This window comes from Paenibacillus sp. Dod16, from assembly GCF_049893405.1.
Classification (GTDB): domain Bacteria; phylum Bacillota; class Bacilli; order Paenibacillales; family Paenibacillaceae; genus Paenibacillus_AQ.
Window position 1 is genome coordinate 19,255 of sequence record NZ_JBNDYG010000068.1, and the last position, 14,541, is coordinate 33,795.

At 51.6% G+C, this 14,541-nt stretch carries 16 protein-coding genes; 10 read left to right on the forward strand and 6 right to left on the reverse strand.

Annotated features, from left to right (window positions below; genetic code table 11):
• Positions 1–90: 90 nt before the first annotated feature.
• From nagA to ACPV3A_RS34075, 3 genes are read right to left on the reverse strand one after another with little or no spacing between them, the layout of a single operon-like run.
• On the reverse strand, positions 91–1,278 hold the full coding sequence (nagA, locus tag ACPV3A_RS34065; protein WP_426204216.1) for an N-acetylglucosamine-6-phosphate deacetylase: 1,188 nt from the start codon (positions 1,276–1,278) through the stop codon (positions 91–93).
• A complete protein-coding gene (gene nagB / locus ACPV3A_RS34070; RefSeq protein ID WP_426204218.1) occupies positions 1,275–2,003 on the reverse strand; it encodes a glucosamine-6-phosphate deaminase in 729 nt (242 codons plus the stop codon). Before nagB ends, nagA begins: the two co-directional genes overlap by 4 nt.
• Positions 2,004–2,006: 3 nt before the next feature.
• Positions 2,007–2,882, reverse strand: a complete 876-nt coding sequence (locus tag ACPV3A_RS34075; protein WP_426204220.1) for a MurR/RpiR family transcriptional regulator — start codon at positions 2,880–2,882, stop codon at positions 2,007–2,009.
• 290 nt (positions 2,883–3,172) lie between these two features.
• Between ACPV3A_RS34075 and ACPV3A_RS34080 the strand changes: the two genes are divergently transcribed.
• The 7 genes from ACPV3A_RS34080 to ACPV3A_RS34110 all read left to right on the forward strand — a co-directional run bounded on the left by ACPV3A_RS34080 (position 3,173) and on the right by ACPV3A_RS34110 (position 9,990).
• Positions 3,173–3,397: a helix-turn-helix domain-containing protein gene (locus ACPV3A_RS34080; RefSeq protein ID WP_006208732.1), complete on the forward strand. Its 225-nt coding sequence runs from the start codon at positions 3,173–3,175 to the stop codon at positions 3,395–3,397.
• Positions 3,398–3,674: 277 nt separating this feature from the next.
• Positions 3,675–3,947, forward strand: a complete 273-nt coding sequence (locus ACPV3A_RS34085; protein WP_426204222.1) for a hypothetical protein — start codon at positions 3,675–3,677, stop codon at positions 3,945–3,947.
• A 175-nt stretch (positions 3,948–4,122) separates the two neighbouring features.
• On the forward strand, positions 4,123–5,916 hold the full coding sequence (locus tag ACPV3A_RS34090) for a cache domain-containing sensor histidine kinase (RefSeq protein ID WP_426204224.1): 1,794 nt from the start codon (positions 4,123–4,125) through the stop codon (positions 5,914–5,916).
• Positions 5,891–6,676, forward strand: coding sequence for a response regulator transcription factor (locus tag ACPV3A_RS34095; RefSeq protein ID WP_216535404.1), 786 nt, complete (start codon positions 5,891–5,893; stop codon positions 6,674–6,676). The genes ACPV3A_RS34090 and ACPV3A_RS34095 overlap by 26 nt, the downstream gene beginning before the upstream one ends.
• A 115-nt stretch (positions 6,677–6,791) precedes the next feature.
• Positions 6,792–8,111, forward strand: a complete 1,320-nt coding sequence (locus ACPV3A_RS34100) for an extracellular solute-binding protein (protein WP_426204226.1) — start codon at positions 6,792–6,794, stop codon at positions 8,109–8,111.
• 99 nt (positions 8,112–8,210) lie between these two features.
• The gene (locus tag ACPV3A_RS34105) at positions 8,211–9,092 is read left to right on the forward strand and encodes a carbohydrate ABC transporter permease (RefSeq protein ID WP_216535403.1); all 882 of its coding nucleotides are present in this window, start codon (positions 8,211–8,213) and stop codon (positions 9,090–9,092) included.
• A 13-nt stretch (positions 9,093–9,105) separates the two neighbouring features.
• On the forward strand, positions 9,106–9,990 hold the full coding sequence (locus ACPV3A_RS34110; RefSeq protein ID WP_216535402.1) for a carbohydrate ABC transporter permease: 885 nt from the start codon (positions 9,106–9,108) through the stop codon (positions 9,988–9,990).
• Between the two features lie 106 nt (positions 9,991–10,096).
• On the opposite strand, the gene ACPV3A_RS34115 is transcribed toward ACPV3A_RS34110, so the two are convergent.
• From ACPV3A_RS34115 to ACPV3A_RS34125, 3 genes are read right to left on the reverse strand one after another with little or no spacing between them, the layout of a single operon-like run.
• Positions 10,097–11,482 carry a nucleoside recognition domain-containing protein gene (locus ACPV3A_RS34115; protein WP_426204229.1) on the reverse strand — a complete coding sequence of 462 codons (1,386 nt, stop codon included), beginning with the start codon at positions 11,480–11,482 and terminating at the stop codon, positions 10,097–10,099.
• Positions 11,433–12,179, reverse strand: coding sequence for a FeoB small GTPase domain-containing protein (locus ACPV3A_RS34120; protein ID WP_216535400.1), 747 nt, complete (start codon positions 12,177–12,179; stop codon positions 11,433–11,435). The genes ACPV3A_RS34115 and ACPV3A_RS34120 overlap by 50 nt, the downstream gene beginning before the upstream one ends.
• Positions 12,176–12,427: a FeoA family protein gene (locus ACPV3A_RS34125; RefSeq protein ID WP_220686179.1), complete on the reverse strand. Its 252-nt coding sequence runs from the start codon at positions 12,425–12,427 to the stop codon at positions 12,176–12,178. Before ACPV3A_RS34125 ends, ACPV3A_RS34120 begins: the two co-directional genes overlap by 4 nt.
• Positions 12,428–12,658: 231 nt before the next feature.
• On the opposite strand from ACPV3A_RS34125, the gene ACPV3A_RS34130 reads away from it, so the two are divergent.
• The 3 genes from ACPV3A_RS34130 to ACPV3A_RS34140 form a co-directional block, all read left to right on the forward strand.
• Positions 12,659–13,729: a flavin-containing monooxygenase gene (locus ACPV3A_RS34130; RefSeq protein WP_426204231.1), complete on the forward strand. Its 1,071-nt coding sequence runs from the start codon at positions 12,659–12,661 to the stop codon at positions 13,727–13,729.
• Positions 13,710–14,015, forward strand: coding sequence for an ArsR/SmtB family transcription factor (locus ACPV3A_RS34135; protein ID WP_426204233.1), 306 nt, complete (start codon positions 13,710–13,712; stop codon positions 14,013–14,015). The genes ACPV3A_RS34130 and ACPV3A_RS34135 overlap by 20 nt, the downstream gene beginning before the upstream one ends.
• Before the next feature lie 369 nt (positions 14,016–14,384).
• Positions 14,385–14,541, forward strand: a 157-nt coding sequence (locus ACPV3A_RS34140; protein ID WP_426204257.1) for a hypothetical protein, incomplete at its 3' end; no start/stop codon positions are given.

Genomic DNA, 14,541 nt, shown 5'->3' on the forward strand with positions numbered 1-14,541 from the left:
CTATACCAAAAGGAGCTGCTCTTTAGGAATGAATTCTCCCTAAAAAGGCAGCTCCTTTGCTATGTCTGCTATAAGTAAAACCAATCAGGATTAATGTTTGCGTTGTCCTTGAATCCAGACGCCTTGAAGCTCCAGATCACTTGAAAGCATCAGCACATCGGCAAGCTTGCCGGCTTCAAGAGAGCCTGTAACATCAGCGATGCCGATCTTTGCAGCGGGATTAAGACTTCCAACGCGGGAAGCTTGCTCAATGCTTAACCCAACCTCTCGGACCAACAGCTGAAAGCCTTTGATCATCGTCAGTGTACTGCCAGCGAGGCTGTCTCGGTTGCTCTTGAGCGTGGCGATGCCGTTCTCGACAACAACCGGCAGGTCACCAATCGTATATTCGCCGTCAGCCATACCGGTAGCGGACATCGCGTCGGTAATCAGAATCAGATTTCCGTCTTGCTTCATGCGGGCCAGAATCCGAATGGCTGCGGGGTGGACATGGATACCGTCCGCGATAATCTCGCAGCTTAAGCGATCATCACTGAGCATCGCGCCCACCACGCCAGGCTTGCGGTGGTGCAGTCCTGTCATCGCATTGAACGTATGCACGCCATGGCTAAGACCTGCTTCAACGGCGGCTTCGACTTCCTCATAGGTGGCATCTGTATGCCCCAAGGCGGCTACGATCCCGTGGTTGTTCAGCCAAGAGATAGCCTCTAGTGCTCCCTCGCGCTCGGGTGCGAGCGTCACCTGGCGGACCAGACCAGGGTAAGTGGATACCCACTCTTCCAGCCAATCGATATTAGCGTGGACGATATGCTCCGGATTTTGTGCGCCGGGCCATTTCGGGCTGATAAAAGGGCCTTCCAGATGTACGCCCACCAGTCTTGTGTAAGGCATGTCTTGGCTTTGGTAGTCGTTAACTTCTTGCAATACATGGTCGATGGCTGCCTTAGGGGCCGTCATCGTGGTAGCAAGCATGGCCGTTGTTCCCTGGGAGCTGTGGAACGACGTAATTTTATCCAGGACATCCCTGGAGGCATCCATGAAATCTTCACCGTTACCCCCATGTACGTGGATATCAATAAAACCGGGAATAATGTACCCATCCGGTTGATGGATCACTTCCGCTGCGGCCTGCTTCAGATCGGCAGGGAGTGCTGAAGCATCACCGGTGTAGGAGATGCTCTTACCTTGAATCGCCAGCACGCCGTCTTCGCAGATGCCGTTTGGCGTCAGGACTTGACCATACAGCAATTGGACAGATTCTTTTCGTTCGCCGCTCATACCAGCAGTCTCCCCGCACCTTGATCCAGAAGGACAACCACGTTCGGATGACATTGAAGCAGCGATGCCGGACATTCTGTGGTAATCGGTCCTTTTAATGCACGGTGAACAATTTCCGCTTTATCCTCACCACGGACGAGGAGAAGAATTTGCCGGGCTTTCAAGATCGTGGCAACGCCCATCGTAATCGCATGGGTAGGCACATCATCCAGGGTAGGGAAGAATCTAGCATTGGCGTTGCGTGTTTTCTCTTGCAGCTCAACCACATGCGTACCCCCACTCAAGGCTTCGCCAGGTTCGTTAAAACCGATGTGTCCGTTATGTCCAAGGCCGAGAAGCTGGAGATCAACCGGGCCGAATTCTTCCAGCATTTTATCGTAATTCAGGCATTCTGCTTCCGGATCGGCAGCATTTCCGTTCGGCACATGGGTCCGTTCGATCTGGATGTCCACATGATTGAAGAACTTCTCATTCATGAAAGTGCGGTAGCTCTCGGGATGGTTCTCGGGAAGGCCTACATATTCGTCCAGATTATATGTTGTGGTCTGGGCGAAGCTGACCAGGCCCTGACGGTTCATTTCAATCAGTTTGGCATAGAGCCCGACCGGTGTGCTTCCTGTAGCCAGTCCCAGCTTAGCGCGCGGATTGGTGTGAAGCAGGCTGGAGATCAGGTTGGCACCTGTTTGCACAAATTGCTCTTCATCGCGGAATGTGTAAATATTCATTGGTTATTGTCCTCCTCGGCTTTTGCGATAGTTTTGAACATTAAGATATGATTGCTCCAGACGGGGAACATACGTAGAGAAGTCCCGACTGGCCATACCCATGAACAGGATGTCGATAATGTGAAGCTGAGCGATACGCGAAGCCATGTCTCCCCGGCGCATTCCTTCCTCTAATGAAGATGAATACAGTGTGATGTCTGCCAGAGCGGAGATGGCGCTGCTTCGGTACGAGGTGATGCTGATCGTGAAGGCGCCGGTGTCTTTGGCACAAGTCAACGCATCGATGGTCTCCGGTGTTTCGCCGGAGTATGAAACAGCAACGGCAACATCGCTTGATGTCAGGGTAGAGGCTGATGTGATCTGCATATGCGAATCTGCGAAAGCTGTGCAGTTTTTGCCGATCCGGATCAGCTTCTGGTAGAAGTCCTGTGCCACAATGGAAGAGGTAGCCACTCCGTACAGATCAATGCGCTTCGCACGGCATAGGGCATCCACGGCACGCTCCAGCTGACCCAGATCGAGCAGTTCTGTCGTATCCCGTATCGAAGTCAGATGATTGGATTCAATCGCCTCGACGATGCCGGCAAGCGCGTTGCCGGCAACGATATCCTGATAGCGCGTATTTCCGGTGCGTGAGGCCATTTCGGCATGAGCGATCTCGGCGGCGAGCTTGAGCTTAAAATCAGGATACCCCTTACACTGAAAGTTCTTACAAAAACGGGTTACGGTGGCAGCGCTGACCTCACACTGCTCTGCAAGATCTTTAATGCCCATATGCACAATCTCGGATGGAGCTGTCAAAATAAACTCTGCGAGCCGTCGTTCCTGACGGGGCAGACTTTCCTTTTCGACAGAAATAATATGCAAGATTGGTGTCATCACAAGCCTCCTTCAAGGTTCCCGGTGAGCTTATTGCCTGGGCATAATGAATGGGATTCCAATTCTGAAAATAATTTTTATAAATATGAAAAAATAAAGAAAATTATTTTTACACCATCATCATAGACCAACCCTCGAGAGGAAGCAAGGACAAAAATCGCCAATACGGGCCAATCGCCCAAATTGTTCGCCTCTTTCGCACCTTCCCCCCTCATCTTACATAAGATGAGTTGACTGTATCCCTTACCCTTGTTAGACCACACATACCCGGGCAAGGAGGGGTGACACCATTGAAGGGGACCGACCATAACAGCAAGTTCTTGTTAACCCACCGTGAACGCGAAGTGTTTGAATTGCTAGTGCAGGACAAAACGACTCGCGATATCGCCGGGCAGTTGTTTATTAGCGAAAAGACGGTGCGTAACCACATCTCCAATGTCATGCAGAAATTAAACGTCAAGGGCCGTTCGCAAGCTGTCGTTGAGTTGATAAAACTCGGTGAGTTGAAGATCTGACACCATGCCGGTTGCATGAACGAAAGCACAGCGAAAGCCTTCCTTCCCGTAGCAACGGGAGTGAGAAGGCTTTTTTGTGTTTTCATTGCGGAAATCCGGTTATATTCTGTGATTGAAAATGGGCAGGAACCGCAATAACAAATACAAGATATGTTAAAATGTTCACAATTGGTATTAATGTAGACGTCGTTTATACGTGATCATGGAGTGTAAATCTGCTGATCGTTTTTTAGCTATTTTGTACAAATAGCCTGCACAAGTCGGAGGTGAAATAAACATGGGATGGATGATCGGGATGATGACCGGAGCCGTTCTAGTCCTTCTTGCAGTTGGATGGTTCAGACGCAAGAAAAGAAGCGGAAGGGAGCGTAATGTTATCCATCTGAACACAACAACGCGAACCCGGAGCGGTCAGCACGGACAAGCATGCAGTAAATGCCGGCGCAAGCGACAATTAATCTTTTACGCGGATGACGCCGGCGCCGTAAGAGGGCTGTGCACCGATTGCAAAAGAGAGCTTGAGCGGCATCAGGAATTATATCCGGTATAGTATGTTTGGCTGTATATGAGAGGAAGTGCAAGGGGAAACTACCCTTCGCATTTCCTCTTTTTTTGAGTAATAAAGTACATATGCCTTGGACCTTTGCGGAACGGCGAGGACTCCCTAACTTCAACAAGATTGTGTATAGTGAATTACAGTTCCAAATCGAAAGGGAGTGCAGAACTTGAACAGGTTTGGCAGGCTGAATACACTGCGGAATCAAATCTTCCTTGGATTTATGCTGGTGATGGTTATCGTATTGGCATTGGTCGGGGTGTTTGTATATGATCAGGTTTCGGCTTTGCTGCGCAACAGTGCGGAGAAGCATATTCAGCAGACGGCCGTTCAGGCCACGGGGAAGCTGGATGCGCTGCTCAAGCAGGTGGATACGCTGACGGCCCAAGTCTCGACGAACGCAACGGTTCAGCGCTTTCTGGCGCAGGAGACCGCGGGTAAGCCGATAACATTCGGTGAACGGCAGTCCCTTCAACAGGAGGTTCGTAAATATGAAGCCTATGCTACGGGCATCCGTTCGCTGGAATTATATACGAAGGATTATCGGCGGCTGTTTCCACTGGATGAAGGAAGTCTGACCAGCCGGGTCAGGGGAGATTGGATTGCTGCGGCAGATCAGGGCATGGGGAAGCTGGTATGGTTCGGTCAGGATCCCCGGGATCCGGATGTGGTGGTAGCGGTACGGAGAATTCGGCTGATTGACCATTCCTTTGCCCACGGCGGGTACTTGCTCGTGAAGCTGGAGAAGGACTATTTTGCACTGGCGGACACTGCTGGCGGCACTGGCAGCGATTCGCGTGAAACGATGGGATTGTTTGATCAGGCGGGGAATGAAATCTCGTCGGATTTTGCCACCGTGGTGGATGCGAAGGAGGTTTTGCACCGCGAAGGGGAGACGGTTACGATCGGCCATGAGGACTACATTGCCGTACAGAAACAGTCTGAGGCCACGGGCTGGAACCTGGTCATCCTGACGCCTGTCGATTATACGACGGAGGGGATATCGGTGCTGCGAACCGCGATTATCGTATCCGGGGGCGTGGGTGCGCTGCTGTTTCTGTTCTTAAGCTTTATACTGACCACGATGATCATCCGGCCGATTTTGAATCTGATCAAAGCCATGCGCGGCGTGAGACTGGGAACGCTGAGGCCCATTGCCGTCACCTCGAAGACGATGGAGATCAACGAGCTTAACAATTCGTACAACCAGATGGTGGATTCGCTGAACGAATTAATCGAGGTTGTGTATCAGAAGGAGATCATTCAGAGCCGGACAGAACTTAAAGCGCTGCAGGCGCAGATCAATCCGCACTTTCTTTTTAACACATTGGAAGCGTTTTATTGGGCGCTGGATGATCAAGGGGAAGAAGAGCTGGCCCAAATCGTGGTCGCGATGTCCGGCTTATTCCGTTACGTCATTAACCGCAAAGACGAGGATGAGTGGGTATCGGTCCGGGACGAGCTGGATCATGCTGAGCGTTATTTGATGATTATGAAAATGCGGATGCTGGATCGGTTATCCTGGAAAATCGAGGCGGATGAAGCCAGCAAAAACGTGCCGATTCCGAAGCTGCTGATTCAGCCGATCGTGGAAAATGCGATCCTCCACGGAGTTGAGCAGCGATTGGGGCCGGGCACCGTTATTGTACGGGCGAAGGCCTCCGATCACCCGGGATATACGGTCATTTCGGTTAGTGATGACGGCCCCGGAATGGACGAGGAGACGGTGGCCTCTCTGTATTCCTCCATGGAAAAGGGATACGCGGAATCTTCTAAAAAAAGCGGTGTTGGCATTGCCAATGTAGAGCAACGAATCCGGTTGTATTACGCTTCCGGGCAAGCCGGCCTGCGTATTCACAGCGTGGTGGGCCAGGGAACGACGATCTCATTTCAAATTCCGAATGATTTTCAGGCTAATGGTGGGGAGGGGGAACAGCATGAAAACGATACTGATCGTGGATGATGAGCCGAGAACGAGGGAAGGGGTAAGGAAGACGCTGGAGGCATGGTCGTCGGGTCGCTGCAGAATCGTGACGGCTTCAAGCGGCGTAGAGGCGCTGGAGTGGCTGCAGGAGCAGGTGGCTCATCTGGTGGTGACGGACATCCGCATGCCGGAAATCGGGGGACTTGAGCTGATTGAGAGATTGCATGAACTAGAGCATCCGCCGGTCATTATCGTCATATCCGGTTATTCGGAATTCGATTATGCCCGTAAAGCGCTGCAATACGGCGTCGTGGATTATCTCCTAAAGCCGCTGGATAAGCGGAAGCTGGTAACAGCGGTCGAGTCGGCCCTGGAACGCCGGGAAAAAATTGATCGGATTGAGCGGATGGAGAAACTGGTGGATCCCAAGCTCCTGGAGGCGGCGCAGCTGGATAAGGGCTACAGCATTCAGGTGCAGGAAGCGCTGAAGTACGTGGATCAGCACCTTCAGGAATCGGTATCGCTTAAGGAAGTGGCAGAAGTGCTTCATCTGAATTCCAGTTATTTCAGCGTGTTATTCAAAGAGCAGACCGGACTCACCTTCAGCGAATATTTAACGCGTCGCAGGGTACAGCGGGCCAAGGAGCTGTTGGCGGGTACATCGCTGCCTGTCGCGGAAATTGCGGAGAAGGTGGGATACCAAACGGCGAAATATTTCGTGAAAGTGTTCCGTGACCTTGAGGAGGTAAGCCCGAGTCAATACCGCCATAGCGTATCCGATAGCGGAGAGGAAATCTAATAAAAGTGGAATTAGTCCCAATCATTATGACCTTATACAATCATCCCCTCACTGATAAAATTTGATTAAAGCGGTTTCAATACGCGAACAGCATACTAGAAAAGGGGTTGTAAACGTGTTCAACAAAAAATGGACGGTTCTGCTTCTAACATTGTGTCTCGCTCTGGTTGCGGCTGGTTGTGGATCGAGCAACAGCAGCACGGGGGATTCAGGCAACAGCGGCAGCGAAGTCGATAAAGTTACGGTGAACTTCATGCACTTATGGCCGGCAGGCGTTTCTGCGGGACAGAACAAAATCGTGAATCAGATCATCGAAGAATATCAAAAAGAGAATCCGAACGTGACGATCAAACAGGAAGTTCTGGATAATGAGCAGTATAAAAATAAATTGAAAGTGCTTTCCGCCTCGAACGAGCTTCCGGACGTAGGGGTAACCTGGGCAGCGGGATTCCTGAAGCCTTATGTCGAAGGCAAGCTGTTTGCACCAGTAGATGATTTGCTGGACGGTCAGCTTAATGGCAAGTTCGTGGCCGGCACGACCGAGGCTTATGCCATTGACGGCAAAACGTATGCGCTTCCACTCGAGTTCAATATCGCTCCGGTATACTACAACAAAGCGATATTCGAGCAGCATAATCTGGCGATTCCGCAAACCTACGAAGAATTCAAGAATGTCGTGAAAACGCTGTCCGATAACGGGATTGCTCCGATCGCACTGGGCAACAAGGATCGCTGGACCGGTTCGCTCTGGTACATGTACCTGGCAGACCGAATCGGCGGACAAGAAACGCTTGCCAGCGCAATCAGCGGTTCGGGTTCTTTCAAGGACGAATCGCTTGTAAAGGCAGCCGCAGAGGTTCAATCGCTGGTGGATGGCAACGCGTTTGTCAAAGGGTTCAACGGCTTATCCAACGAGGAAGCGAAATCCGAATTCCTGAACGGCAAAGCGGCCATGTACATGATGGGGACCTGGGAACTGCCTAACTTTACGACTAATGAAGAGATTCCGCAAGAATTCCGCGATAGCGTCGGTTTCTTCAAATTCCCGACGGTTGAAGGCGGCAAAGGCGATATTAACAGCTGGGTAGGCGGACCGGGTGTCGGCCTGTTCATCGGCGAGAACTCCAAAGTGAAAGAGGAGTCCAAGAAGTTTGTTGAGTATTTCGTCACCAAGTGGGGCGAGCAGTCCGTTACAGGTGCCGGCGTCATCCCGGCAACGAAGGTGGATACCTCGACGCTTGAGCTTCCGCAGCTGTACATCGATCTCTTTGATGAAATGAACCAAGCAAGCAGCATCACCCTGTTCGCGGATGTACAGATGGAGGCGAATGCCGCCGAGACACATCTGAACATGATTCAGGCGCTCTTCGGCAAAGCCGTGGCGCCGGAGAAATTCTCCGAAGAGCATGAAGCGGCGATCTCCAAAGGGAACTAAGACTCTTTAGGACAACAAAGAAACGGGACCCTGATTTATCCGGCAGCGATGCCGGATAAATCTTTCCTTAAGACCATAGGAAGAAAGGAGTCGGACACTTTGGATAAAGTGATGTCCAACAAAAAAATCATCGCGCTGTATGTTTTGCCCGCACTGCTTGTGATTATGGCCGTCGTTTATATTCCAATCATACTTACCGCCTATTACGGACTGAACGAATGGAACGGCATCGGTGCGATGACCTTTATCGGACTTGATAACTACCAGGCCCTGCTCTCGGACGGCAAGTTCTGGGACAGTGCATGGCACTCCCTGCTGTTAGCCGTATTCTCGGCAGCAAGCCTGATCATATACCTGGCCGTGGCAATGGTGCTGGCTTCCAAGATCAAGGGCGCCAACCTGTTCCGTAAAATCTATCTCATACCCATGCTGCTGTCCTCCGTTGCGATCGCGCAGCTGTGGCTGCGCATTTACCACCCGACGAACGGAATTGTGAACAGCTTCCTGGAATCCATCGGGATCACGAACCCGCCGGCATGGCTCGCTGAGCCGTCGCTTGTCTTGTTCGCTTTGTTTATTCCGATTCTGTGGCAGTATGCCGGTTTCTATATCTTGATCTATTATGCAGCTTTGAAGAATATCCCGGCATCGCTGGTGGAAGCGGCCAAGATCGACGGTGCGACTTCCTTGCAAATTGCGTTCCGGATCAAGCTTCCACTCATCATGGAAGTGATTAAGGTGACGATCGTGCTGGCGGTGGTAGGTTCCTTGAAATATTTCGACCTCATCTTTGTTATGACGGACGGGGGGCCTAACGGCGCAAGTGAAGTGATGGCGTCCTACATGTATCACACGGCTTTCCGCGCTTATGATTTCGGTTACGGCAGCGCGATCGGATTCTTCCTGCTGGTGATCTGTCTGATCGTAACGTGGGTCATACGGAAATTAACGGCATCGAAAGAAACGATCCAATATTCATAAGGAGGGATGCTTCATGATATCCGGAGCCACAGGACAGCTCCAAGACGGGCGCGCCCGATCCGGAAACGGAGTGGGAGGCAAGCTGGGTTACGCGCTGCTGTATATCGTGCTGATCGGCGTTGCAGTATTCCAGCTGTTCCCGCTCGTATGGCTGCTGCTGTTCTCATTAAAAAACAATCAGGAAGTATTCGATCTTCCTCCGCTGTCCCTTCCGATGAATCCGCGCTGGGAGAATTACGAGAAGGTATGGAGTGCCGGCAACATCAGCGTATATTTTCTGAACAGCGTCTGGATCACCGTTGTCGCGACTGCGCTCACGGTCATTCTGGGAAGTCTCGTCACCTTCGCGATTACGAGAATGAAGTGGAAGGGCAGCTCCTTCGTCCTCGGATTATTTATGGTTGCCATGATGATTCCGGTTCACTCCACCTTGATCCCGCTGTTCAGCATTTTCAACAAGGTTGGCCTGACCGATCATCCGGTTTCTTTGATATTGTCGTACGTGGCCTTCAATATGCCGATTACCATTATGATTCTGCTCGGGTTCTATTACACGCTGCCGAAGGAAGTGGAAGAGGCGGCAGTCATGGACGGCTGCTCGGTTCACCGGGTTTTCTTCCGGATCGTGCTTCCGATGACGGGCTCGGTGCTGGCGACGACAGCCATCATTAACATGATCTACAACTGGAACGAATTTATTTTCGTGAATACGTTCATCAGCTCGGACATGTTCAAGACGCTCACCGTCGGCGTGCAGAACTTTATCGGACAATACACAACCGATTGGGGTGCTATTGGCGCAACCTTGATGATCAGTATTTTGCCAATCCTGCTGATGTTCCTGTTCCTCAGTGATCGTATCGTGGAAGGCATCGCTGCTGGTTCGGTGAAAGGTTAAGTTTCATAGAACTCATCCATTTCCGGATAAAACAAACGAGCCGCTTCAAGGAGTCTCCTTGGAGCGGCTCGTTTGTTTTATATGATGCTGATTCAATCCTCTGTCGTTAAACCCATCCCAGTGCCCGGGCCACCTGAGTGACCAGGAAGGTGACGCCGATGGCGATGGCCGTCGGGATGGCAAAGGACAGGAACGTCCACTTCACGCTTTTCGTTTCCTTCCAGATGTTGACGAGCGTGGTTCCGCATGGATAATGAAGCAGCGAGAACAGCATCATGTTCAGTGCGGTCAGCCAGGTCCAGCCTTGGTCCAGGAAGATTTGCTTGAGGGCAAACATATCGGTAACCTCGGTCAGGGACCCCGTAGCCAAATATCCCATCAGCAGGATCGGCAGCACGATTTCATTGGCGGGAAGTCCGATGATAAAGGCCATCAGAATGAAGCCATCGAGTCCGAGTGCGCGCGCAAACGGATCAAGAAATTCAACGAAATGAATCAGAATGCTGGCATCGCCAATATAGATGTTAGCAAGCACCCAGGTGAGCACGCCTGCAGGTGCCGCTACGATAATGGCTCTGCGCAGTACATAGAGGGTTTTATCCAGGGTCGACCGGAGAATGGTATTCAGTATCTTCGGTTTACGGTATGGAGGCAGCTCCAGCGTGTAGTGGGAAGGAATGCCTTTCAAGGCGGTTTTGGATAGTCCCCATGATACCGTGAGCGTGACAACGACACCGATCAGCACCATGCCCATAACAACGGAAGCCGTTACGAGCGTCTGGGCTCCTCCCGAGAAACCTGCAGCCATGAACAAGGAGGCCAGCAGGATCAGCGTAGGCCAGCGACCGTTGCAGGGCACGAAGTTATTGGTCAGAATGGCGAGCATCCGCTCCCGAGGCGACTCGATGATCCGGGTCGACATAATGGCCGCCGCATTGCAGCCGAATCCCATCGCCATGGTGAGGGACTGCTTGCCGTGCGCTCCCGTTTTTTTGAACAGACGGTCCAGGTTAAAGGCTACCCGAGGCAAATAGCCATAGTTCTCCAGCAGCGCAAAGGCTGGAAAGAAGATAGCCATGGGAGGCAGCATGACACTGACAACCCAGGAGGTCCCCCGGAACAATCCGAGAATCAGCACGCCATAGAGCCAATCGGGAGCATGGAGGGCCTGAAAGGCCATCGTCAGGTATCCTTCGATCCAGCCAAAGAAACTTGCCAGCATGGAAGAAGGCACGTTAGCCCCTGCGATCGTTAAGTAAAAAATAACGCCGAGCATGGCCAGCATGATCGGAAATCCCCACAGCTTGGAGGTGAAGATGCGGTCCAGACGCTCGGAACGGTACAGAAGCTCACGGTTGGTGACGGTGACGGCATCACTGCACAGCTCGCGGGATTTTTTGAATAATTCGCCCACGATGTATTCCCGAACATCCTCTACCTGCTCAGCAGGAATGGCGGCTGTTAGAGCTTCCAAGCGCTTTAGCTGTTCCAAGTGAAATCCCTCCTTTATCCGAAGCCTTTAATCGTTCTTTCAGCGTCGCGATCAGCTTCCGGTCTCCATCAAGAAAACGGATCGCCAGCCATCTGGCTGGATATTCGTCGCCAAGAATGTCTCGTAATTCGGACTCCAGGCCGGAAATTTGCGATTCCAGATATTCGTTATATTTCATCCGGTACGGCGTAGTCGGAGTCTGCCCTGTGCACATGAGAAGCAGCTGCTCGGACAGGGTATCCAGGCCTTCGTTATTTCTGGCCGATATCGGAATGACGGGAACCCCGAGCTGATCCGCCAGCTTGCGTGCGTTAATCTTGATACCTTTTTTCTTCGCTTCGTCCATCAGATTCAGGCAGATGATGACCCGGTCGGTCATTTCCAGCACTTGCAGTGCAAGGTTAAGGCTTCTTTCCAGCGCCGTAGAATCCAGAACCAGCAGGGTAACGTCCGGTTTCTCAAAAATAATATAATCGCGCGCCACTTCTTCATCGGCCGAGTTGGAGAACAAGGAGTACGTCCCGGGCAGATCGATAAATTGGAAGCGGGTGTCTTTGTAATCGTAATTGCCGCTTGCGAGACTGACTGTTTTGCCTGACCAGTTGCCGGTGTGCTGCTTCAGGCCGGTGAGAGCATTAAAAAGCGTGCTTTTTCCCGTGTTCGGGTTGCCAGCCAGCGCGACGGTAAAAGTTCTCATGATGATATCACCTTACCCCAGATTAACTGACTTTCTTCTTTTCTTAATGCAATGACGGTACCTGCTACTCTATATGAGGTTGGATCGCCGAGCGGGCTGGCTTTCAGCACTTCGATAACGGAGCCCGGTACGAATCCGAGGTCCAGAAGCCGTCGTTTATGCTCACCGCGGATATCCACCTGTTCAATCAGAAAACGCTCGCCGAGCGCTGCCTGATGCAAATGCTGCCGATATTTTGTCTCATCCATAAAGTTTAACCTCTCCCTACTAAATTGGGCCGAGCATATATTGTTTCCTCGAAGCAACTTTATGCCTATAGTATGACTGAATGTGTATGTTGTCAACTGGATTCATCAGATATTTATTCCAGTTTCATGCGGCGTTTGACGATGTAATCACCATCTTATGCTTGAAGGGGAAACAAGTTTCATGTTATATGTATATATGAGCAAATATTCATATAATGGAGTGATACCTATATGATATGGGACGTAATCGTTATCGGAGCGGGGCAGGCAGGATTGGCAGCTGGCTATTGGCTGCAGCAGGCAGGGATGAAGTTTCTGTTGTTGGATCGGGGGTTGGAGGTGGGTGATGCATGGAAGACGAGATATGATTCCTTGAAGTTGTTTACCCCGAGGACTCATAGTGCCTTGCATGGAATGAGGTTAGAGGGGGATCCCGACGGGTTCCCGGATAAAGATGAGATGGCGTCCTATCTGAAATCGTATGCAGCGCGGTTTAGGCTGCCCATTCAGTTTGAGACGGATGTGAAGTGTGCCCGGAAGGAAGAAGACCGTTTTATAATCGATACCCATCAGGGAGAATATCATGCAAAGGCGCTGATCATCGCTACCGGGCCGTTCCGGCAGCCTCGAATTCCGACGTTTGCAGCATCGGTTCCAGAGGAAATTCTCCAGCTGCATTCATCCGATTACAGGCATCCTTCCCAGCTTCAAGAGGGTGGGGTTCTTGTCGTTGGCGGCGGGAACAGCGGGGCGCAGATTGCGGTCGAACTGTCGGGTGGTCGGGAAACGTATTTGGCCCTCGGGCAGCAGCCGCGGTATTTACCCATGACCATCGGGGGAAAGGGCATGTTCTGGTGGTTGGACAAACTCGGCATTTTATCAGCCGGCGGCTCCTCCTGGGTGGGACGTAAGCTGAAGCGCCGCGGAGACCCGATTTTTGGATATGAATTGAAACAAGCGGTCAAGTGCGGTAAAGTGGTGTTGAAAAAGAGAGCCGTTGATGCCGGCGCTTCCGGAATGCGATTCGAGGATGGAACGGAGCTTAAGGTCCGGAATATCATCTGGGCGACCGGCTTTGTTCCCAGCTATGATTGGCTTCATGTGGATCAAGCGCTGGATCATAAGAAGGCTGTTATTCATACACGCGGTATCAGTCCGGTAACGGGGCTCTATTATGTAGGCTTGCCTTGGCAGACGCACCGGGGCTCCGCACTCTTGGCAGGAGTTTCACGGGATGCCCGCGAAATCGTTCAAGCCATTATGGAGAAGAGGGGATTAGTTTATGGAAAAAGAGCACCATGAGCTGCTGCACGAAGACGAGGCCATGGAAGCGTCACGACTGCTGAAGGCCATTTCGGATCCGACGCGGATCCGGATTCTTCATTTGCTCTCGCAAGAAGAATGCCCCGTCGGCCATATTGCCGAGGTGCTTGGCATGAGTCAGTCGGCGGTATCCCACCAGCTTGGCTATCTGCGAAGTTTAAGACTGGTCAAATTCCGGAGGGAAGGAAATACATATTTTTATACGTATGAAGATGAGCATGTCATCGGGATCTTACGGCAGGTGCTGGACCATATCGCTCATTAGAATCGCCTGACCCGTTCATGCTTGACATTTCGACCGTCCGGCTGTAATGTATTGGAAAATGAATTTCCCGTGAATAATGATCATCAAGGACATGAGGATGCAAGATTCGGCGAGACAGAAAAGAAGCCCTTGGCTGAAAGGCTTCCACCCGCTAGGCTGTGTCCTTCCTACCTTGTAGTTGCCCGCTGTGAACAAGCGGCGCCGGTTCGGCCCGTTACCGCCTTATGAAGCATCTTTAATGGAGCGTCTTTTGCGTCCGGCAAGATGGAATCAGGGTGGTACCACGAGCACATTCGTCCCTAGGAGCGAATGTGCTCTTTTTGCGCTCAGGCAGGTTCATTCATGGATATAAGAAGGAGTATGAGGAAGATGCGGCAATGCCAATTATTGATGACAACGATGCGTGATGTGCCTTCCGAGGCGGAGGCACTGAGCCATCAATGGATGCTCCGCGGCGGCTATATCCGTCAAACGGCAGCAGGAATCTATTCGTATCTGCCGCTGGCATGGCGGGTCTTGCGAAAGA